Origin of the sequence: Massilia timonae CCUG 45783, assembly GCF_000315425.1 — a bacterium.
In the GTDB taxonomy this organism is placed as follows: Bacteria; Pseudomonadota; Gammaproteobacteria; order Burkholderiales; family Burkholderiaceae_D; genus Telluria; species Telluria timonae.
Window position 1 is genome coordinate 373,062 of sequence record NZ_JH992926.1, and the last position, 21,338, is coordinate 394,399.

Below are 21,338 nucleotides of genomic sequence, written 5' to 3' on the forward strand. Positions count from 1 at the left end.
CACACGGTCGGAAGGCTCGGGGATTACCTGGTAAAAGAAGGTATAGCCGCCGGAATTACACGGCGGCGGGCCACTGGGGGCGTTCGGGAGGGACTTGAGTGACTGAAACGTAACTGACGTTTGGACCAACCGGCGCGAAGTGCGCCATCGTCAGGTAGGGGGCGTTTTGAACGGCTGCGGGAGCGAGCACTGCGTGCGCGCACGAAGAACAATGCGAGTGCTGCGCGATCTTCTTCGTCGACGCAGGCTTACCGTCATCGGCCGCCGCCACCTGATCGTGAGCGTCGGTCTTATGCTGATGATGTCCAAGGTGCTGTGCGGCTCGTCCAGTCTCATGCATGCAATAGGCGCTGATCGCACTCCAGGTGAACTGGAACGCGAGCATCATCAGCATGCAAGTGAGAAAACGGCGCATCATGGTCGCGAGTATAGCATCGGTGCGGTTAATCGTTGCTGCCATGCAGACGCACGCGAAGCAGACGCATACCATTAAAGATAACCAGCAGGCTGGCGCCCATGTCCGCGAACACGGCCATCCACAAGGTGGCCGATCCTGCGATAGCGAGCACCAGGAACACGGCCTTGATCAGCAAGGCTGCAACGATGTTCTGCTTGAGGATGGCGGCTGCCTGCCTGCTCAGGCGAATGAACTGCGGGATCTTGCGCAAATCATCATCCATCAGCGCGACGTCGGCTGTTTCAATGGCCGTGTCGGTGCCCGCTGCGCCCATCGCAAACCCGATATCGGCCTTGGCCAGCGCCGGGGCATCGTTGATGCCATCCCCTACCATGCCGACGGTACCGAATTGCGCCACCTCGTCATTGATGGCAGAGAGCTTATCCTCGGGCAGCATGTTCCCGCGGGCGTCATCGATGCCAACCTGCCGTGCGATCGCTTTGGCCGTCACCGCGTTGTCGCCGGTGAGCATGACCGTCCGGATCCCCAACCTATGAAGCTGGGCCACCGCTTCGCGACTGGTTTCACGAATGGTATCGGCCACGCCGATCACCAGCAGTGGCGACGTCTCATCGCAGAGGACAACCGCGGTCTTTCCTTCACCCTCCAGTGTCGACAGGACGCTTTCCGTCGCGGTATTGCAGATGCCGAGCTCCTCGACCAGGCGGTGATTGCCGAGGTAGTACCACTTCCCGTCGATCCGCCCTTTCGTGCCACGGCCGGTCAAGGCCTCGAACTCGGTCACGGATGCGAGGAGCAGGTCCAGGCCCAAGTTTTGCCAGTGGCGGCTCACCGCGGTCGATACCGGATGGTCGGAACGGTCCGCGAGCGCGGCCGCGAGCTGCAGATGAGTCTGTGCATCGCCTTGCAGGGGCAACACGTCCGTCACTTCGGGTTTACCTTGGGTGATCGTGCCGGTCTTGTCCAGTGCGAGCGAGCGCAGCTTGCCGCCCTGCTCCAGGTAGACGCCGCCTTTGATGAGGATACCGGCTCTCGCCGCCGCAGCCAGGCCGCTGACGACGGTGACCGGGGTCGAGATCACCAGGGCGCAGGGGCACGCGATCACCAGCAGAACGAGTGACTTGTAGATCCATGGCATCCATTCGGCGCCCAGCATGAGCGGCGGCACCAGAGCGACGGCGAGCGCAATGGCGAACACGATGGGCGTGTAGATGCTGGAGAAGCGGTCGACGAAACGCTGCGTGGGCGCGCGGCTGCCCTGCGCGTCCTCGACCGCGCGGATGATGCGCGACAGGGTCGAGTTGCTGTGGCCGGCGGTGACACGGTATTCGAAAGAGCCCGTTTCATTGATCGTGCCGGCAAACACCTTGTCGCCGACCGTCTTTGGTACCGGCATGCTCTCGCCCGTGATCGGCGCCTGGTTGACGGACGACTGGCCGGTGGTCACTTCCCCATCCAAAGCGATCCGCTCGCCGGGTGCGACACGGGCCAGGGCGCCGATCGCGACCGTGGTGGCGTCCTGTTCACTCCAGCTGCCGTCGTCAAGGCGCACGCTTACCCGCTCGGGTGTCAGTGCCATCAGGCCCTGGATGGCGTTTCTCGCACGGTCAAGCGATCGGGCCTCGATTATCTCGGCAAGCGCGAAAAGGACCATGACCATCGCCGCTTCGGGCCACTGCCCGATCAGTACCGCCCCGGTCACGGCGATTGACATCAGGGCATTGATATTCAGGTTGCGGTTCTTGAGCGCGATCCAGCCTTTCTTGTACACCCCCAAGCCCGTCGTCGCGATCGCAAGCAGCGATAGCAGGATGACTGGCCACCAGTTTTCATCGCCCGTCGTCCATGCGACCACCTCGGCACCGACTGCTGCGGCCAAGCCCAGGGCAAGGACTGCATACTGCCGCTTTCGGGAGACGGGTGGGACCGCCTCGGCTCGTCCTTGCCCAGCTGCAACGAGCACCGCCTGCATACCGATGGACGTCAGTGCATCCAGGATCGCCATTGCCGGCCCACTATGCCTGACGACCAAGCGACGCTGGACGAGATTGAAGTCGAGCTGTTGGACCTGCGGCATGCCGGACAGCTTGTTACGGATGAGCGTCTCCTCGGTTGGGCAATCCATGTTCTCGATGCGGAAAACAGTGCCGGCTGCTGACCCGCTTTGCTCCTCGGTCTGTTCAATCACCGGGTCCATGCCGACCGCCCGTACTGCTGCAAGGATCGCCTGTGGATCGCCGAGGCTGTGCTCCACCCGCAAGCGGCGCTGGACAAGATTGAACTCGAGCTTTCCGACGCCTGCGACGCGCCCAAGCGCCTGCCGCAGCAGCCCCTCTTCAGTCGGGCAGTCCATTTGGTCGATGCGAATGAGAAGGGAACGGTCCAGGGTTGAAGACGAGGCACCCGCGGTCTCGATCGATGCAGATTTTTCGCAACATGATTTGGTCTGGCATTCCGACATGACGACTCCTCGAGAACTGTGTATAGTTCACATTGAACACCCTGTAGCGGGTACGGGGTCAAGCACTAAGTTAAAGTAGCGGGATTTTTCTTGAAAATTGGCGAATTGGCAGACCGGTCAGGCTGCTTGGTTGAAACCATCCGCTACTATGAGCGCATCGGATTGCTCGCTCCGCCTGAGAGGTCGGCAAACAATTATCGAGCCTATAACGAGCTTCACGCTGAGCGCTTGCTGTTCATTCGCCATTGCCGCGCCTTGGACATGACACTCGATGAGATCCGGACGCTGCTCGATTTTCGCGAGGCGCCCGGAAAAAATTGCGAGAGCGTCAACGCGCTACTCGACAAGCACATCGGGCACATCGTCGACCGTATAGCAAACCTGTCAGTACTGGAAGCGCAGCTCAGAGACCTCAGGAGCCGTTGCGTCGCCACCGACAGCACAAACCCATGTGAAATCCTGCAGGCGCTCGGCACTGCCGACGCTTGCGACGAGCCAGCAAGGCTTGGGCGCCATTGACCAGCCCTGGACTTTCCGCGCCATCACTGCATTGCCGAATCAGCGAACAGCCGCAACAATGCGCTTGACCTTCAAGTAGCTAGAAGGTGTTTAATATCAGGTTCTCGAACCTGAAGACAAGTATCCCGATATGACGTACCCCGTTTGGCATCGGCTAATCGCCTTCGTAATGTTCTGCTGCTGCGTGATCGGTACGACACACGCTAATCCCACATCATCGGAAGCGGAAGTCCGACAGCTCTGGCAGTTGCTCGATTATGTCGCCGTCGATTACGCCGGCGCGGTCCAGAACGGAGCGATTGTCAGCGAACTCGAATACGGCGAAATGCAGGAGTTCTCGACGCGCGCGCAGAACCAGGTGAAGGCATTGCCTCCGCATCCCCTGCATGCAGAACTGGCAGCTGCCACCATAAAACTAAAGCAGGCGGTCGAGCGCAAGGAATCGCCGCAACAGGTTGCCCAGCTTGCGCGCGAGGCAAACCGTTTACTGCTGCAGGCCTACCCCTTCCCTGTTGCGCCGCGCGCCCTGCCCGATCTGGCCCGCGGTGCGGCGCTGTACCAGGCGCAATGCGCTTCATGCCATGGAGCGGCCGGCGCCGGCGATGGGGCACTCGCGGCCAAGCTCGAACCCAAACCGATCGCATTTACCGATGAGGAAAGAGCCCGCTCGCGCTCTCTCATGGCCCTGTATCAGGTCATCAGCCAGGGTGTCGAGGGCACATCGATGCCGGCCTTTGCAGGCTTGTCCGAGCATGACCGCTGGTCTCTGGCGTTCTATGTCGGCCGCCTGGCGTTCAAGGACACGGACATCGCAGCCGGAGAGTCTGCATTCGCCCAGAGCAGCTCCGCGTCTGCCACGATTCCCGACATGAACACGCTCGTGACGGCAACCGAAGAAGAACTGGCGAAGGCAAGCTCATCGTCGACCGCGCGGTCGGTTCTGGCCTATGCACGTACCCACCCCGGGGTGGTACTGGAGCAGCAAGAACGCAAGGGCATCGTTCTTGCGCGCAAGCTGCTGCAAGACAGTCTGGATACCTTGAAAAATAACCAGCGGTCGAAGGCTACCGAGCTTGCTTTATCGGCCTACCTGGACGGTTTCGAGCCGCTCGAGGCGAGGCTCGATGCGACTGACCGCCAGTTGCTGGTCGACGTTGAGCGAACCATGCAGCTGTACCGGGGCGCGGTTGCACAAGGCAACGTGTTGCGTGCGACCGAATACGCCGCGCAACTCGACGCGTATTTCGTGCGTGTCGAGGAGCTTACCGGCGCGAACAAGACCGATGCGACGACGGTGTTCGTGGGCGCGTTGACCATTCTCCTGCGCGAAGGTGTCGAAGCCTTGTTGATTGTGATCGCGATGGTCGCGTTCCTGCGCAAAGCGGAGCGTCCACAAGCCTTGCACTACGTGCACGCAGGCTGGATCTCGGCGCTGGCGGCAGGCGCCTTGACATGGGTGGTGGCCACCTATGTGGTCAGCATCAGTGGCGCAAGCCGTGAAGTGACCGAGGGCCTCTCGTCGCTATTCGCTGCCGCGGTGCTGCTGTCGGTCGGACTATGGATGCACCAGAAAGGCCAGGCCGGACAGTGGCAAGCCTACCTCAAGCAGCATTTGACGGCAGCGATGGAAAAACGCTCCGCATGGGCCTTGTTTGCCCTGGCGTTCATCGCGGTGTACCGTGAAGTCTTCGAAACGGTCCTGTTCTACTCGGCGCTCGCCGCTGACGGCAACGGCACCGCCCTGCTGGCAGGATTCGTTACAGGCCTGGTCCTGCTGTCGGTGATCGCCGTAATTTTCCTGCGTACCAGTGCACGCATGCCGATCGGTAAATTCTTCTCGTTCAGCTCCGTGCTGGTGGCCGCCCTGGCAGTTGTCCTGGTCGGAAAAGGAATCGCAGGGCTGCAGGAAGCCGGATGGCTGACGGCCACACCGGTCACGGGACCGCGGATGCCAGTTCTCGGCCTCTACCCGACGATAGAGACTTATGCGGCGCAACTGGCCCTGCTCCTGGCGGCTGGTCTTGGCTTCGGCTTCAATCTGATGAAGGTCCGCAAATAGTAAGCGGACGCTCGCAGCTGGCATCGCGACCGATGCTAGCCGGAGCAATCTTCAGCTTGAGCCTCACCTGGCTCGACGCATGCAACCATGACGTTTTCGCCGGGAGCTAAACAGCTTGAACCGCGAAAGCTTGGACCGAATCAGATTCCAATCTATTTTGTAAGCGCCGCCTTGGCCGTGCTTGGGGGATCCTCGGGATGCTTCCCACGTTTAGGCAGGTTCCGCCGGGGCGCCTGGCCGTCGGGTGCGGCGTAAGGATTCGATTCGATGCAGGCCACGGACAAGCCGAGCTGTCCGGCGCGGATTGCGGCGATGTAATCGCCTGAACCCGCGCCGACGATGAACAGGTCGTACTACGCTTTCACGTGATTCCTCCCAATGCCCGAGTCGTTGCGTTCACTCTGCCGGATTGATTAAATTCCCTCCGCCACGTTCTCGGGCGGACGGGCGAAGCGCTGGTAAAGCGTTGGCAGCACGAACGGCGTCAGGATCATGGCGGAGATCAAGCCACTGATCACGACGGTGGCCAACGGCCGATGCACCTCGGCGCCGGCGCCGGTTGCCAATGCCATCGGCACGAAGCCCAGCGACGCGACCAATGCCGTCATTGAGACGGGGCGCAGGCGTCGCAGCGCACCTTCGGGCACCGCTTCGGCCCACGGAAGCTGTTTCGCCAGGTCGTCGATCAAACCCGCCATCACCAGCCCATTGAGGACGGCAACACCGGACAATGCGATGAATCCGACGGCCGCCGAAATCGAAAATGGCAGGCCACGCGATCAGAGTGCGGCGATACGCCTGATCCCGGCGAGAGGCACGCCCGTGAACACGACCGCGGCAGCGCGCTAGGAACCGACGGCAGAATAAAACAGCACCAAGATGAGTGCGAAGCAGGCCGGTACTACGACCGCCAGGCGCATCCGCGCACGCTCGAGGTTTTCAACCTGTCCGCCCCAGGTAATCCATGCACCGGCCGGCGGCCGCGCGTCGGCATTGATGCATTCACGCGCTTCAGCGAGCGCGTGGATTCCAGTCCGGGAATGCCGGCAAACGCCGTTTCGATCGGATAGGTGACCTGCCGTTCGACGTCGGCCGGCGCGAGCGCTGGTGCGACGACGTTGATCTGCACCTGCGTATTGGTGATGTCCGGTACCCTTTCACGTGCTGCATGGTGAGCACGCGCTGCCAGCTCATGACCAGCATTAGCGATTGCAACATAGCGCTCGCTGGCAGCAAGGGTAACGAACGCTTCGGTAATCCGAACTGTCAGCTCCGCTTCAGCAGAGCGCGCCCCAATGCCGGCAGCGGCCCGCTGCGACTGTGCCACGCGCATCCTGGCGCTCCGCTTACCTCCGAGCTCTAGAGGCATCGATAGCCGGACCGCCTTTTCTCCTCCACCGAAACCGGAGTAACGTCGCGATCCCATGACATTTTCGGCCTCAAGGGAAAGGGTCGGGTTCGATCGAAGTCCAGACTGGCGCACAATGGCATCGGCCACGTGCAAGGCCGCTTCGGCGCCCTTCAACTGCGGTGCCTGGCTACCGGCTCGGGCGACGGCTTCGGCAAGTGTCAATGGGGTGCTCTCAGCAATGGCAGAGCCTGCGGCCATACACATGGCCACTAGGGCCATGGCGACGGAAGCGTTGATCTCAATGCGCCTGATTGGATTCGCTTGACGAATTAATAAATGAGATTTATAAACCTTAAAGCCACTTTAATGTCGAGAAGATGTCACGCACATTTACGATAGGACAGCTGTCCGCTGCGGCGCAGATGCCCCCAGCGACAATTCGCTATTACGAGAAAATCGGGTTGCTCGACTCTCCATCCCGCTCTGGCAGCAACTACCGGCTGTACGGGAGCGAGGATGTAGCACGCCTGAGCTTTGTTCGCCGTGCACGGGAGATCGGGTTCACGGTCGACCAGGTTCGAAGCCTGTTGGCCTTCTCCGACCAGCGAGACGGCGACTGCTGCGCCGTGACAGCGCTGACAGAACAACACCTTGCCGAGGTCGAACAAAAGATCAGAGACCTCAACTTATTGAAAGAACACCTTTCCCGTCTGCTGATTTCATGCCGGGGCGGCCGATTTGCCGATTGCGGGATCATTGATGCCCTCGCGCCGGCGGGACAAGCCGGGTAGCTCACTCAGCGTGGTGCCAATCACAGGTCCTGAGCACACTTGACCTTGAAGCTGGTTGAAGGTTTACCCTCCAATAACCAGCCACCAAAAAACTCACTTTCATGACACAAAATCAGACCACGCCTTCAAGCGGCTTTGAAACCGAGCTGTTCGTCTCCAAAATGGACTGTCCGTCTGAAGAAAACTTGATTCGGATGGCTTTGGACAAAGTCGACGGCATCGATCATGTCGCTTTCGACCTCAATACCCGAACCGTCACAGTGCTCCACCGTGGGAGCGCAGATATCCTTCTGGACGTCCTTCAACCTTTGCGACTGGGGGTGGAGCTTCGCAGCTCACGTCCGGCTGAGCCACGCTCTACCGTACAACGCACGATCAGCACGCTCGCAATACCGAAGATGGACTGCCCGTCTGAGGAAAACATGATTCGCATGGCGGTAGCAGATGTCGACGGCATTCATTCGCTCAACTTCGATCTCTCTGCACGGCAGCTCCACGTAGCACACTCGGGAAACATCGATCCTATATTGTCGAAGCTGACACGGTTAGACTTGGGCGCCCACCTGATTGGTTCCCGACCAGACCTGTCCCAATCGACTAGCGGCTCCGATAAAGCCGGAGACGCGTCAGAGGCGAAAACGTTGCGGCTGCTGCTGGCTATAAATGCTGTAATGTTCGTGGTCGAACTCGGATGGGGGTTGATTGCAGAATCCGCAGGATTAGTAGCCGATTCGCTCGACATGTTCGCCGATGCAGCGGTCTATGGCTTAGCGTTATACGCGGTTGGCCGCGCGGCTGCGCTAAAAACTCGTGCGGCCCACGTGGCTGGGTGGCTTCAGCTCGTGCTCGCACTAGGTGCGCTGAGTGAAGTGGTTCGACGTGTCTTCTTTGGCAGTGAGCCCGAATCTGTTTTGATGATGAGCGTTGGAGCAGTAGCCCTCATTGCTAACGCTGCCTGCCTGATTTTGATCGCCAAGAAACGTGATCGGGGTGCGCATATGAAGGCAAGTTATATATTTTCCGCCAACGACGTTATCGCCAATCTCGGCGTGATCGCCGCTGGAGTGTTGGTTACCTGGACTGGTTCGCCCTACCCCGATCTCGTTGTGGGCACCATCATCGCCGTCATCGTACTCACTGGTGCGCGCCGGATCCTCAAACTAAGATAGCGAAATCTGCTTTTGTTGCAAGATTGGCTGACCGGTAGGTGGCGAGCTGCCCACTACCGGTCATGGTAGCTACTTCATTATCCGACTTCGCCCACCTATGACATCAGGGAGACAGGCTAAGCCGAAGTCCATCAACAGCTGGGAAGGCAACCTTACCAATAATATAGTCGCCATTACTTCCGTCGAACTTCACATCAACATGACTCATTGTCGCCGTTTCTCTTCTGAAATCGCCAACTCTTTTCCTCCCATCGCGCACAGCGACTAGCCACCAATAGAACGCTGCATACTCGGCGACGAACTGCGCCCGCCAGCATATCCTTACCCGCTGTGCAAATTCGTTCCCATAAGGAAATCCCACATTCCAGTCCTGGAAATCTGCTTGGTTTGGCGATGCATGCATCAAACTAAAATAGGTCTCGTAGCTGTTTCTGAGCATGATAAAGGCTAATAGTTTCATGTTGCAGCCGCTGGGAGAATCCAGAAGGTCTCTGATGGATTCGGCTCGATGACGAACATAGTCTTCATCGTCGAACGGTTCCGATTCTGCGATTACTCGAAGTAACCGTCGTAGCGTTGCACGATAAACCTTTAGCGCAAGATTAAGTTTTTCAGTTTTCCAACGCTTCGGATAAAGGACGCTTTTCATAGGGTCGCATCGTTCAAGCGCAATTTTCCAGGTCAAGACCACGAGTTGGGGAACTTTGCGTGTCGTGAAAGGTAGTATTGCTGGCGGAGGGACCTGGTGAATAACCCACTGCAGCAATGTAGTTTCAGGCCTCAACCACGGCGAGAAATGATATGCCCGTGAAGACAAAAGTGATTCTAGCTGATTGCGTGCTGCTGTCGACTCCTCCCACCAATGATCAAGACTTTCAAAAGCCCGCGCGTATTCCCTTTTGCTTTGCTGTATCTCCAACCGGGCATCCACGCTCAATCCAACGCCTGAGACGGGACCGTTGCAGTCCGGGCAGACGTATGGCCTGCTTAGGATTTCTTGATGAAATCCGTAAGTGGGCAAATGCTTGCCACACGAGTAACACGTATCGCGCAGTGCAGCTCCATCTAGCGGGCAGTGGGAGAGGAACTTCGATTGATGCCAGAAGCTGTGATAAAGATGCCCTAGACATAGGGGACAATAGCGAAACGCAGTATTCCACCATATAGACCTATGTTTCTCAGATGATGATCCGAATACCTCTTTCTCGCTCGGCTCATCAATCCACCAGCTGCTGTGACTGAACACGTCCGGGTCGAAACCACGCTTGTAGGAAAAAGTAGCATGCTCTTTCTGATAGCCCGCACCGTGAGTGCAATGGGTGAGCAGTTCTTTCACTCCGAGGCCGTTACGCCAGGCGAATCGCCATATTGAGGAGACCATCGATTCGTTCGGTGTCAGCAGCGGTTGTAAACTGATACAGGCAGCGATTGAAAACTGATACACCATTTTGAGAAGATGGCCGCTTTGCGGAGCGGCCTTGAAACCCAAAGAGGTGTACGTGGAAATCCAACTACTGAAGAAGCATGGGTTAAGCCTTCGGCAGATCGCCGCCGAGGTAGGCTGTGCAGTGAACACGGTGCGCCGGCACCTGGCCCTGGAGGCCGTGCCGAAGTACGAACGCAAAGTCAAACGCCAGACGAAGCTGGCGCAGTTCGAGCAGTACCTGAGGGATCGGCAGCAAGCTGCTCAGCCCGACGTGATTCCAGCCACCGTGCTGTACCGCGAGATTGCCGCGCGCGGCTACGAGGGCGGCATGAGCCAGTTGAGGGCCTTCGTGCGCACCTTGCGCCCGGCGCCTCCCGCCGATCCGGTGGTGCGTTTCGAGACGGCGATGGGTGAGCAGCTGCAGGTGGACTGGGTCGAATTTCGTAAAGGCAGCGCGCCATTGCACGCGTTCTGCGCGACGCTCGGCTTTAGCCGGGCCAGCTACGTGGAGTTCGTCAACAACATGAAGGTGGATACCCTGATCGCCTGCCACGAGCGCGCCTTTGCAGCGTTCGGCGGCGTGACGCGGCGGGTCCTGTACGACAATATGAAGACGGTGGTACTGGAGCGCGATGCGTACGGTGAGGGCGAGCACCGCTTCCACGCCGGCTTCCTGGACTATGCCAGGCATAGCGGCTTCGTGATCAAGCTGTGCCAGCCGTACCGGGCCAAGACCAAGGGTAAGGTCGAGCGGTTCAACGGCTACCTGCGCCGATCGTTCTATGTGCCGCTGGCGAGCCGGCTGGCACAGAGCGGCCAGAAGCTCGACGTCGTGACGGCCAACGTCGAGGTGGCCCACTGGCTGCGCGAAGTGGCCAATGCGCGCATCCACGGCACGACCGGAGAACCGCCAGCCGAAGCCTTGAAGCGGGAAGTGGAGCACCTGCAAGCGCTGCCGGCACCGTGGCGGGCGGACATCGCGGCAGCCAGGCCGCAGCCGGCTGCTGCAGCACCTGCGGCGCCGCGGCCGGCAGCAGTGGTGGAGCGGATCGCGCAACCTTCTCCGGTACAGCATCCGTTGCAGGTGTATGACGCGCTGCTGGTGCGGGTATCGGAAGGGGTGGCGGCATGAACCTGCAGCATGAGCGTATCGCGGCGTTGTGCGAGAGCCTGAACCTGCCGTTCGTGGCACAGGGCTACGGCGCCGCAACCCAGAAAGCAGCGAAACAGGAGATGGCCTACAGCGACTTCCTGGAGGGGCTGCTGAGGGAGGAAGCAGCTGGGCGCAACGTGCGCAAGCAAAACACGATGACCCGTCTGGCAGGATTCCCCGTGGTGAAGACGCTGGACGAATTTAACTATGACTTCGCCAAAGGCGTAAAGCGCAGCCAAGTCGAGGAGCTGGCCGGCCTGGGATTCGTCGAGCGGCATGAGAACGTGGTACTGGTCGGGCCGAGCGGTGTAGGCAAAACGCACCTGGCGATGGCACTGGGTTACAAGGCCACGCAGGCCGGCATCAAGACGCGCTTCACGACGGCGGCCGACCTCATGCTGGCACTGACGACGGCGCATACGCAGAACAATTTGAAAGCGGTGATGCACCGCGCGATCAAGGCATATCGGCTCTTGATCATCGACGAGATAGGTTACTTGCCGATGAACCGGGAACAGGCCAACCTGTTCTTCCAGGTGATCGCGGCCTTGTATGAGCGCAGCAGCCTGATCGTGACCAGTAACCTGCCGTTCGGACAATGGGACACGACCTTTGCGCAGGATACGACGCTCACCGCGGCCCTGCTCGACCGGCTGCTGCACCATGCGCATATCGTGCCGATTGCAGGTGAGAGCTACCGGCTGAAGCACCAGCGACAGGCCGGGATGATGAGGGGGAGCGATGTTGCAGAAATGGGCTGAACACGGACGGTGTTCGGCGACGGCGGTGTATCAGTTTTAAATCGCTGGGACGACGAAATCTGTATCAGTTTTCAATCGCCGTTGACATTCGGCAAGGGAACCAAATCGAGCGCGGCGTTGGAAGGAAGCTCTCTAACGGCGTTATCGTAAATTTTCATCGCGGTCTCCCTTGTGCTCGCTTGGCTTCACCTTTCATTTCGGCAATTGAGTCCGCCAGAAGTGCAAAGTCAACAGCTTCGTCCCAAGCGTCCGAGCTTGGAAACACACCCGGTGCGTCGCGATGATGCTGGACCGTGAGATAGCGCCGTAGTGCCGTGAAGAATTGTCGGGCTGGAAAACCCACTTTGTGCACCGAATGCGGGGAACATTTTTTCACAGCTTCAAAAAACCTCGTCGTCTCGTTCTCCAGTCGAAATCCAGCGTCCCAGGCATTCGGCATAAAAAACTGGGTCCAGGTCTGGGAAGTTTCAGCTGGCCAGACGGAACTGTCATATTGAGCAAAAATCGACGCCACATCTTCCTTATACGAGAATGCTCGAAACGATTGACGGCGCCGTGCAAATCTGGAGATGAGATCAGACTTACCCAGCTCCCGAAGGCTGCCGATAACGTCAGAGAAATCTGGGTCCTGCCCCATCATGATCGTTACCAACTGGACGCCTTCACGGTCCAACTCGTTATAGATATCTTTCAGGAAGAGAAAATCTTCTAGACGCATGGCATTTGCTTCATCGATAAGGAGCACGACAAACGGTGACTGATATACCCGGGCCAGATCAATGAGGCGTCGCACAAGTCGGTGGCGCAGGTCGAAGGTCTCGCCACGAAGTTCTGGGTGACCTACCGCAGTAAGAAAATGTTTGAAGAATGCGCGGATCGATGAAACTTGCTGGTTCCAGCTGTTATGCCGGATCACGACCAATTCGGGCATGCGGTCACGCAGTAGATGTTCGAGTAGGACAAGCGCGCGAGTCTTTCCTACACCGCTTTGCGCAGTGAAACAGCAACCGCTTTCGCGCACGAGCAGGATGTGGCGGACGACTTGGTAGAGTTCCTTGATTGGTTCGGTCAATAGGACAGTATTTCGATTAAATGCAGGATGGTCGATCGTCAGTAGGTCAGCGAATGCAGTCAATTTAATCTCCTAAAAAAGTAGGACCAGTCTTGGGAGCTTCGAAATCGAAGAAACTACCGGTCTTGGGCGAGATTGAAGGCGGTGAAGGTATCAGTGAGTCCCCTAGCGCCGCTTTATCACCGATGCGCTTTTGATCGGCCTGGACCTTGGAAAGGGCGAGCGCTTCCTTAGACGCGCGCTTGGCGTTTTGAGCAAGCTTGCTGCGTTCGCGCAGTTCGTCCGCCTTGCCATCGCACCAGCGTGCCGCCACTGACGTCGAATTCTCATGCAGGCGTTGCGACAGACCTGCCTGGTTCATAAGTGCACGGTTGCGCCAGGAAATATGGTGTCCTTGCTTGTTCGCCGGGGCCTGCAGAGCGCCGAGCTGTTCGCCCGTCTCGAGTACGGTCGCATTTGCGACCTGGACATCGCGTCGATCGCAGTAGACGATGAGCTGCCGGTCGATGAGGTCGTAGGCGTTCGCAAGCGCGGCGTTGGTATACTTCCATCGCCCGAGAGTCACATGAGGCCGGATATTATTCTTGCGGCTGCCGCAAACCTTAACAACTTCGACATGAGAAAGAAGCTTCAAGTCTTGCTGCGCCGGAATGGGTAAAGGCTGCAGAAACACTCCCGAATCTGAGCGAATCAAGCCATGCTGGAGCGCTCCTATCGGCGAGGAGAAATTGTTACCCTCATTCCCTTCCTCGTTGTGCTCTCTGATGCAGGCATAAATGACATCAATGAGGTCACGTATGGTGATCTCGAACTTCACGGCCTGCTCGACGGGCTTATTGCGGCGCGTGTCTTTTGGCCCAGACCCGAATGTGGAAGGCAGTCTTTTTAAACCACGCTCGCTCAGTTTGCCAAAAATCCTTTCAACTGGATGCCTACGCCACCACGCTTTGACCGGACCGAAATTGATCGCACAACCGAGTGTACGGATTATGTTATCGACGACTTCGGTCGCCGCATTCGACCATGCGTTATCCATTTTCAGGACGCCGAAGCCCTGGAACGCTATCTCGGGCATGATTTGTATGGGGAAAACCTTCCCGTCAACAGTCAATGGGCAAGTAGCCGCATTGCTTTCTTCGGCCGGTGGACGTAACGCGGACTCGACCACCTCTAGCACACTGTCCCCGCTCGGGTTCCCCTCGAGCGCTACAAACGCGCCCAGCACAAGATTCCATCGCTCCTCAATTAGAAAGCCGATGTGCCAGCGAGCAAGCGGTACTGGCAAGCGTCCGCCATCTTCGGTCTCCAAGATCAGAACTGAAGCTGCGTCGACTTTATGGAAATCTAATTGGCATGCGCCATAGCCGCGAAGCTGCGGAAAAAGGCTGCGCCGCCCAGACCCGACCCCATGTCGACGCGCCGCTTCCTCTCCACAGCGAGCCGAAAACCAGCGCGTTGCGTTCTCGCTCAGCAATCCAATACAAAATTGCCGAAGAGACTTGTATCCGCAGTTCTTCGTACTGAATGGCCAGTCCTCCGACGTAAAACCCAGTGAGCGTAGCTGGTCAAGAAATTCACCATGAAGCTCGGCGTAGCTGATCCGAACTACTCGAACCGAACGCTCTCCAGTGCCAAGAAAGCGGTTCCGAATGTGTAGCTCCACTTCGGGAAATCGCGCGAACAGCTGCGATAGAGCACCTGCACAACCTCCCGATCCTTCACCTAGCTCATGGACAACTGGAGCACGCCGCTCGTAGCCGCGCATACGCTTCCAAGGCACCAACGCACGAAAGCCGGCGATCGTGCCGTCCTCACCACCGGCCATGCATCGGCTAACAAGGTAGAAAATCTTCTGACGCGGTATCGCCGTAGCAGCCGTGATCTGTTCGTGCGCTACTCCGTCGGCGTACATTGCGACAGCGAGCTTACGAGGTCGGTAAATACGCAGGATTTCTTCATTCAGGACATCCTCATCAGGTGCTGGCCACTGCGACAGGTCCGCAAAGGCAGCAGGAATAAGGGCCCGGTTACGTGGGACACTCATGACCGCACCCGCTCAAGTTGCGAGTGAGTTCCGAATAGGCGGCGAGTCAGATCGGTGTGCACCGTGCCGTCCTGGAGCGCCCTGGCCACTACGGCAAGCATGATGCTCCGATCGGCCCTGGCGTCGGCCAAGACATCCTGTACGCGCAATCCGCTATGTCGAGACATTAATGCCAAGAACAGCTCGGTTTCGCGATACGTGGGATAAGCTTTGACACGGGTCATGATTGCGCAGAGCATGAGCCAGTTGTCCAGGAAGACTTCTTTCCCAAGCAGTTCAAGTTCGCTGCGGACATGAACTTCTACACCGGCCGATAATGCCTTCTCTCGCAGACCCTCCGGAATCGAGGGATCACGTTCCTTGCCTGATGAAGAGCGCCCAGAACGAGCTATGACGATCCAATGCTCAGCGCCGTCGCGGCTGCGTACCCTGACATAGCCGGCATCACTGTTTGAAGCAACTTTAAAAGGATCATCGACGAGTTCGTAACCAGCAACGCTCGTATCACCTTCAAGTAGCACCAAGTGCATGAAGGGCACGTCACCGGACACGGTAAGGCGGCGATTGTTCTTGGGGGAATCGAAGATCCAGAGATTCGATACCTTGGCCGCGCGTTTGCGTATCGCGGACAAAGGCGTAAGAGTTTCCCGAGCATGCGCACTTGAGGAAACGCGTTCTAAGACTGCTTTCACCATTGCTCTACCCTCCAGTTAATAGACGGATGCAGCTTTTTTGAAAACAACAGTTGACCGTCCGGCCGGAGAGCGATATCTTAGAATTTCCACGTTCGAAGATACTATCTCGGCCAGAAAGCGGCGGATCTCAGTTGTAGGGGGTTCGTCGTTTTCTACATTTATTCCTCCTTAAGGATCGCTGCGATACGCGCCGCTTGCTCTTGTGTAATCCTGGGCGCGGATTGAATCAATGACTTCACAAGTGGTGCTATAGAGATCGAGGCCACAGAACTGTGACAAGTCGCGGCGCACCGATCTGCAACCGCGACAGCGAACAAGCGGTGCGACTCAGCGTCGCTCAGTTCCAGCGCCTCGACGATGCGGCACAAGAGGAGCGTCGAAGGCGGCCCCTTTCTTGAATTTTCCAGCTGCGAGTAGTAGCCTCTACCCAATCCGGCTCGAGCGGCGACGTCTGCTTGTGTCGCGCCTGTACGAATCCTTAGGGCATACAATTCACTGCCAAAGTTAGTTTCGGCTGCTCGCATTTTTTAAAGCGGAAGCTGATTTTGAGTGCGAATGCAATTTATACAACTGCTTTCGGTATTCCGCAAGCAAAATATTTTCTGGGTTTAGATAATACTGGAGATACTGCTTTTTCTGCTACGAAGACCGCCCCAGATAATATCTGGGTACGTGTTTCAAAGGCTGCACCGCGTATATTCCTTCGCGAGACAAGAACGCGGTGCTCATGAGGGCAGATGTCTAGATAACGTCTGGTCGATTCGCCAAAAACTAACTTTTTGGGCGTCGTTGCTTGGTCCGAGGGTTCCGTTTCTCCATCTTTACGAGGACAGAGCATCTGTCTGGCAGAGGGCCTTCGCGCGCAGACCTGCAAAGTAACTTTTTCCGACGTCAAAAACCAACTACGGATTATCTAGATAACATCTAGACGAATCGCTCAAAACTAACTTTTAAGGCGACGCTGCTGGGCCCAGGGTTCGGTTTTGCCATGCCTATGAGGACAGGGGGTTCGTCCCCTAGCGATCCTCTGCGCCAAGCACCTGCAAAGTAACTTTTTCCGGCATCAATAACTAACTATGGATTAAATCGGCGTAACCGCGTCGGCAGCTCTACCAAGGAGCAATATGATTACTTCTGGTAATTGATATTGCGACAAGGAAAATTGAATGCGACTGATGCTCGTTGTTTTGTTAAATCAATGAAGCTTGAACTTCGTGCGGAGGATGCCTATTGCGAGGGTATTTGAAAGCTGAGCTAATTTCAGTTCGCCCTGTGCTGCCAACGTCTTGCAAACTAGCAGGTCACGGAAAATGCGGGGACGTGCGCTAAGTCTACATGTTTAGGTTTGAATTCGATCCCGTCTACTAAGTCACCATATTTAGGTACAATGTTGCCGACGCGAGAAATGCCGAAGTACTCAAAATAGATGACTTTTGCACGAATCCCAAACAATCCAATCACTTAGTCGAAAATTACGTCACCTGATTTAGGTACGAGTACTCCGAGCCTGCTGTTTTCAGCAGCGTGCCTGGCAATCTGTTCGAGGCGCAGCTGGTCCTCCAGACTTGCCAGGTTCTGCTTAGCCGAGGCCTATTTTCGGAACACGTCCTCCATGGTTGCCGCACGTCGCCCAGCTGCGATTCCAGCGCAGCCTGGGCATGCTCATGCGCTTCCTGCAGTTCCGCCGTTCGCGCGCTAGGTAACCTCATCTCGGCCTACAGGATTGGAAACGTCAGCTCCGCTCCATTGACGTCGAAGATCCGGCACCCACCAACGGTGATGCTCCATTTCTCTTTCACGCTCAGATAGCTATTCATTGCAAACAGCAATTGGCGCCCCGGACGCAAGGGATTCTCATTGTCCTGCTTCCCGACCAGTTCCATCAGTACGCTTGACAGCCTATTCGGATCATCAAGGGGCAGACCGTCAAGATCGAGATTCATGATGTTAATCCTCTCTTTCGAATAACTGGTAAGCTGGCCACGTAACAGATTGCGGAAGGTATTCCATTCATAGAATGCCACACCATTTTTCAACGCAAAATCGAGGTTTTCAATCGTATGAATAACGATAAATCCCGTGTTCTCTTCAAGGAACCGGTGGTCGACCTTTGCCAAGAACGTAGACGACACTCCAGACTCTTTCAGGGATGCGCGAATCCGTTCTAGGAAAACCGGATCGCCGAACTGCGCCCTGCTACCGAGTAGCTGATCTACGGCCTTGTTGAGCTGCTTGTTTTTCGCATATTCGTCGAGCTCATCGCGGAAGTATGGCAGCAGACTTGCAACCCGGTGCTTGATCTGGCAAAAGTAGAGCCGCTCAAGGGTTTCATCGGCGACGATCAAGTCGATGTCATACTTTCCTTCCTTCTCCGATTTCGCTGTGACCTCTTGTCCATACCGATAGCGCGCAGTACCCACCCGCTTGTTCAGGTAGGCGGGTATGTATTTTTTGTCGAACCAGTCGCCGCGTTTCGTCATCTTGGCGAGCATGGGATTCAAGGACGAAATCAGCCCATACTTCAGGCCCAGCATGCCGATGCGAAGTGTGCCTGGGCCGGATCGAACGATGAGCGCTTCGCCCTCGCGAGCAGTCTCAGACTCGGCGAAAAGTTCGTCCAGTTCGCTGTGCAGGAAGCCGGCCGCGTAGATGGATGCGACAGGATAGTCCTGAGGTAAGGCGGTGTGGTTGCCGGGGATGACATCCGAAACCTTTAGCTTCTGGAAGTCGGCATAACTCATGAGATACAGATAGCAGATCAGTTCCGTCCGTCGCGCCAGCCGGGTGTAGAGGGCCTTGTCGACGGAGTAAATCATATCCACGAAATCCCCATGAAATGAAATGGTTTTGTCGAGCGTATTCTCGACAAAACCGACGAACGCTGGGTGACGCGCGCGAACGCCCTGCTCTAATGAGGCGCCATTCGCGCGTAAGGCCGAATGCACCGCCGTCCGTAGCATGATGTCCGCAATATTGCTTTGAAAGCTCCAATGGTGCCCGAACCAGTAAAGACGAATGGCCTCCAGGATCGGCTCCTCGTCGGCAAGCTGATAAGGAATGATGCCTTTGCGAGGAATGACGATGCCTGCAAGCACCCATAGACAAAAACACGATAGCGCGTAGAGCGAGATGAAGGCTGCCTGATCCTGAGGTGAGAAAGACTGGAAAGACTGCCCTTCCTTTGAAAGGTCTTCGACGGCTTGGCCGACGAAACTGTCGTGCATCTCCAGCAGCCGTGATTGAGCATGTTCCATTTGAGTAGGGCTGGTCACAACGAATGCGTCAAGCGCGACATAATGAAATCGTAGCCCCAGAAATCGTGCTTTGGTGCCGGGTTGGATACGCGACCGGCAGTAACGCTGCACTTTCGCAAAACGGACGAAAACATCATGCGGAATGTGTGGTTTCAGAAGGTCAAGGTCGCAGTTCCAAGGCAAATACATCAGCTGCCGACCGATCGTCCAGGCATCACCGGTCAGGCGTTTTTCCAGATATTCAAGCAAGTACATGAACCAGAGCCGTTTAATTGAATGAGGGAACCCGACAGTCCCGGCCACTCGGGATGCCATTCCCGCATTCTACTTTTTTTGTCTGCAATGACTATCGGCCAGGGTGCGGCAGGTATCCTTATTGGTGGCATGTTGGCGAGAATTTGCGCGGCATTGCGCAGCCGATGAACTCATGCGATGAACTGCCAGGCATTGTCAGTGCCAGTTGGTCACGTACTTTTGGCAATCGGGGCGAGTAGCTGCTCCTTGAATCTGTCCTTGACCCACTCGTTGTAAATGTGGACAAACTGCATGGTCAAGACCTTGAACTTATTGGCATTCGCACCCGAGGCCACGTAGTGCATCAGCTCATGCTGCCCGGGGCCGAATTCCGATTCCCGTGGACTGCGTTCCGTGAGTCCCAAGTTAATGTCCCGGGTCGCATGCTCGCCAAAGATCGCCTTGAACAGGAAGTGATGTGCCTCGGGCGGTCGCCCGCTGACAGCGTGCAGGACGTCGCTGAAGTCCACGCTACTGCCGCCTCCGTGAACCTCGCGGAGATCATGCGTTAGTTTCGTGCGCATTACTCCGTACAAGGCTGTGCCCTCCTTGCTGCCAGAATAGTCAGACAGGTTCTTCTGCCAGGCCCCGGAAAGGAAGGGATTGGCGCCGAAATGCAAAGGCAACTGGGCGTCGAGGACCTGGTACACTTCGTTGACCAAATCCTGGTCGAGCAGCACGTTCGGTTTGCTTTTCACAGCGGCGGCAATCCTCTGGCCCAGTGTCTGGTACACGGCGGTCACCGCCTGGGTGGGGTGTCCGAAGTTACTTGTTTAGTGCCGTGCGATCATATTCCTCGTCGTAGCTGGCCTTTATTCCGAGCAAAGGCTATGCTGAACGAGTTGATTGCTGGGTTCAGCAATCCCGGAATTTCAAAGCACCAGGAGCAATTTGCAGCATGAGTTCACGCATTCACCCGCAAGCCCGAACTACACCGAAAACGCGCCAAGAGATCAAGGACTCGGGCCTGTCAGATCGCCAGGCGGCCAAGGTCTTCAATGTCAGCCGGGCTACCGCCAAGAAGTGGCTCAAGCGTGATGATGTACAGGACCGTTCCCACCGTGCCCATGTCCTCAAGACCACCCTGAGCGCAGCGCAGGAAGCGATCGTGCTTGCGCTGCGCCAGTCGCTTTATTTGCCATTGGACGATCTTCTCTTCGTCACCAAGCAGTACATCAATCCTGACGTCTCTCGCTCAGGTCTTGCCCGCCTTTTGAAGCGCGAGGGCATGTCACGTCTTGAAGATGTCATCCCGAAAGCTGAAGGCGAAACGATCGCGCCGAAAAAGACGTTCAAGGATTACGAACCAGGCTTCGTTCACATCGATATCAAATACTTGCCCCAGATGCCTGACGAAACCTCGCGTCGCTATCTGTTCGTCGCGATCGACCGGGCCACGCGATGGGTTTTCATGCACATCTATGGCGACATGACGGACAAGAGCAGCGTCGATTTCCTGCGTCGGCTCAAGCTTGCTTCACCGATCAAGATCAGCAAGATACTGACAGATAACGGCTCTCAGTTCACTGACCGCTTCGCTACCAAGGACAAGAAGCCGAGCGGCAACCATGCCTTCGATGTGGCTTGTACCGCACTGCCGGCAGAGCATCGCCTGGCACCGCCACGGCACCCGCAAACGAATGGCATGGTAGAGCGCTTCAACGGACGAATCAACGAACTGCTACAGCAAACCCGTTTCGACAGCAGGGCTGATCTGGAGGCGACCTTGATGAACTACTTGAAGCTCTACAACCATCATATTCCGCAACGCGCCATCGACAGCAAAACACCAATTCTGGCGCTCAAAGAATGGCAGAAAAAGCGCCCCGAATTATTTGTCAAACGGGTTTATGAACAGGCGGGACTTGACA

18 protein-coding genes and 1 pseudogene are annotated in these 21,338 nt (G+C 57.0%); 7 read left to right on the top strand and 12 right to left on the bottom strand.

Annotated elements, in window-relative coordinates; genetic code table 11:
• Positions 1 to 55: 55 nt before the first annotated feature.
• Positions 56 to 460: a hypothetical protein gene (locus HMPREF9710_RS24470; protein ID WP_157225734.1), complete on the bottom strand. Its 405-nt coding sequence runs from the start codon at positions 458 to 460 to the stop codon at positions 56 to 58.
• Positions 444 to 2,879 (bottom strand): heavy metal translocating P-type ATPase, encoded by a 2,436-nt coding sequence (locus HMPREF9710_RS24475; RefSeq protein WP_005670933.1) that lies wholly within the window; start codon positions 2,877 to 2,879, stop codon positions 444 to 446. The genes HMPREF9710_RS24470 and HMPREF9710_RS24475 overlap by 17 nt, the downstream gene beginning before the upstream one ends.
• A 90-nt stretch (positions 2,880 to 2,969) precedes the next feature.
• Between HMPREF9710_RS24475 and cadR the strand changes: the two genes are divergently transcribed.
• Positions 2,970 to 3,398 (top strand): Cd(II)/Pb(II)-responsive transcriptional regulator, encoded by a 429-nt coding sequence (gene cadR / locus HMPREF9710_RS24480; protein WP_005670935.1) that lies wholly within the window; start codon positions 2,970 to 2,972, stop codon positions 3,396 to 3,398.
• A 130-nt stretch (positions 3,399 to 3,528) separates the two neighbouring features.
• Positions 3,529 to 5,457, top strand: coding sequence for a cytochrome c/FTR1 family iron permease (locus HMPREF9710_RS24485; RefSeq protein WP_005670937.1), 1,929 nt, complete (start codon positions 3,529 to 3,531; stop codon positions 5,455 to 5,457).
• Positions 5,458 to 5,650: 193 nt separating this feature from the next.
• Here HMPREF9710_RS24485 and HMPREF9710_RS28720 read toward each other — a convergent pair.
• The 3 genes and pseudogenes from HMPREF9710_RS28720 to HMPREF9710_RS26800 all read right to left on the bottom strand — a co-directional run.
• Positions 5,651 to 5,804: pseudogene (locus tag HMPREF9710_RS28720) on the bottom strand (dihydrolipoyl dehydrogenase); the annotation flags it as partial.
• 66 nt (positions 5,805 to 5,870) lie between these two features.
• Positions 5,871 to 6,227 (bottom strand): efflux RND transporter permease subunit, encoded by a 357-nt coding sequence (locus tag HMPREF9710_RS28875; protein WP_307161710.1) that lies wholly within the window; start codon positions 6,225 to 6,227, stop codon positions 5,871 to 5,873.
• A gap of 131 nt (positions 6,228 to 6,358) precedes the next feature.
• A complete protein-coding gene (locus HMPREF9710_RS26800) occupies positions 6,359 to 7,066 on the bottom strand; it encodes a TolC family protein (RefSeq protein WP_157225735.1) in 708 nt (235 codons plus the stop codon).
• A 119-nt stretch (positions 7,067 to 7,185) separates the two neighbouring features.
• On the opposite strand from HMPREF9710_RS26800, the gene HMPREF9710_RS24500 reads away from it, so the two are divergent.
• Positions 7,186 to 7,599 carry a MerR family transcriptional regulator gene (locus tag HMPREF9710_RS24500; protein ID WP_040778152.1) on the top strand — a complete coding sequence of 138 codons (414 nt, stop codon included), beginning with the start codon at positions 7,186 to 7,188 and terminating at the stop codon, positions 7,597 to 7,599.
• 101 nt (positions 7,600 to 7,700) lie between these two features.
• Positions 7,701 to 8,768 carry a cation efflux transmembrane domain-containing protein gene (locus tag HMPREF9710_RS24505; protein ID WP_005670944.1) on the top strand — a complete coding sequence of 356 codons (1,068 nt, stop codon included), beginning with the start codon at positions 7,701 to 7,703 and terminating at the stop codon, positions 8,766 to 8,768.
• Positions 8,769 to 8,871: 103 nt separating this feature from the next.
• On the opposite strand, the gene HMPREF9710_RS27440 is transcribed toward HMPREF9710_RS24505, so the two are convergent.
• On the bottom strand, positions 8,872 to 10,257 hold the full coding sequence (locus HMPREF9710_RS27440; RefSeq protein WP_157225736.1) for a TniQ family protein: 1,386 nt from the start codon (positions 10,255 to 10,257) through the stop codon (positions 8,872 to 8,874).
• On the opposite strand from HMPREF9710_RS27440, the gene istA reads away from it, so the two are divergent.
• Entirely contained in the window at positions 10,247 to 11,326 is a 1,080-nt protein-coding gene (gene istA, locus HMPREF9710_RS24510; RefSeq protein ID WP_005663623.1) for an IS21 family transposase, read from the top strand. The genes HMPREF9710_RS27440 and istA overlap by 11 nt on opposite strands.
• Positions 11,323 to 12,108: an IS21-like element helper ATPase IstB gene (istB, locus tag HMPREF9710_RS24515; RefSeq protein WP_005663619.1), complete on the top strand. Its 786-nt coding sequence runs from the start codon at positions 11,323 to 11,325 to the stop codon at positions 12,106 to 12,108. Before istA ends, istB begins: the two co-directional genes overlap by 4 nt.
• A 154-nt stretch (positions 12,109 to 12,262) precedes the next feature.
• Here the strand turns inward: istB and HMPREF9710_RS24520 are convergent, their stop codons facing one another.
• The 6 genes from HMPREF9710_RS24520 to HMPREF9710_RS24545 all read right to left on the bottom strand — a co-directional run bounded on the left by HMPREF9710_RS24520 (position 12,263) and on the right by HMPREF9710_RS24545 (position 20,201).
• Entirely contained in the window at positions 12,263 to 13,243 is a 981-nt protein-coding gene (locus tag HMPREF9710_RS24520; protein WP_005670948.1) for an ATP-binding protein, read from the bottom strand.
• Between the two features lies 1 nt (position 13,244).
• Positions 13,245 to 15,224, bottom strand: a complete 1,980-nt coding sequence (locus HMPREF9710_RS28125) for a hypothetical protein (protein WP_005670950.1) — start codon at positions 15,222 to 15,224, stop codon at positions 13,245 to 13,247.
• On the bottom strand, positions 15,221 to 15,919 hold the full coding sequence (locus HMPREF9710_RS28130; RefSeq protein WP_005670952.1) for a hypothetical protein: 699 nt from the start codon (positions 15,917 to 15,919) through the stop codon (positions 15,221 to 15,223). The genes HMPREF9710_RS28125 and HMPREF9710_RS28130 overlap by 4 nt, the downstream gene beginning before the upstream one ends.
• Positions 15,920 to 16,077: 158 nt before the next feature.
• Positions 16,078 to 16,443, bottom strand: a complete 366-nt coding sequence (locus HMPREF9710_RS28980; RefSeq protein WP_040778164.1) for a helix-turn-helix domain-containing protein — start codon at positions 16,441 to 16,443, stop codon at positions 16,078 to 16,080.
• 1,191 nt (positions 16,444 to 17,634) lie between these two features.
• Positions 17,635 to 19,428, bottom strand: a complete 1,794-nt coding sequence (locus HMPREF9710_RS24540; RefSeq protein ID WP_157225737.1) for a hypothetical protein — start codon at positions 19,426 to 19,428, stop codon at positions 17,635 to 17,637.
• 209 nt (positions 19,429 to 19,637) lie between these two features.
• Entirely contained in the window at positions 19,638 to 20,201 is a 564-nt protein-coding gene (locus HMPREF9710_RS24545; RefSeq protein ID WP_005670956.1) for a hypothetical protein, read from the bottom strand.
• A gap of 164 nt (positions 20,202 to 20,365) precedes the next feature.
• Between HMPREF9710_RS24545 and HMPREF9710_RS24550 the strand changes: the two genes are divergently transcribed.
• Positions 20,366 to 21,338: IS481 family transposase (locus tag HMPREF9710_RS24550; protein WP_005667707.1), on the top strand; the 973-nt coding region annotated here is incomplete at its 3' end.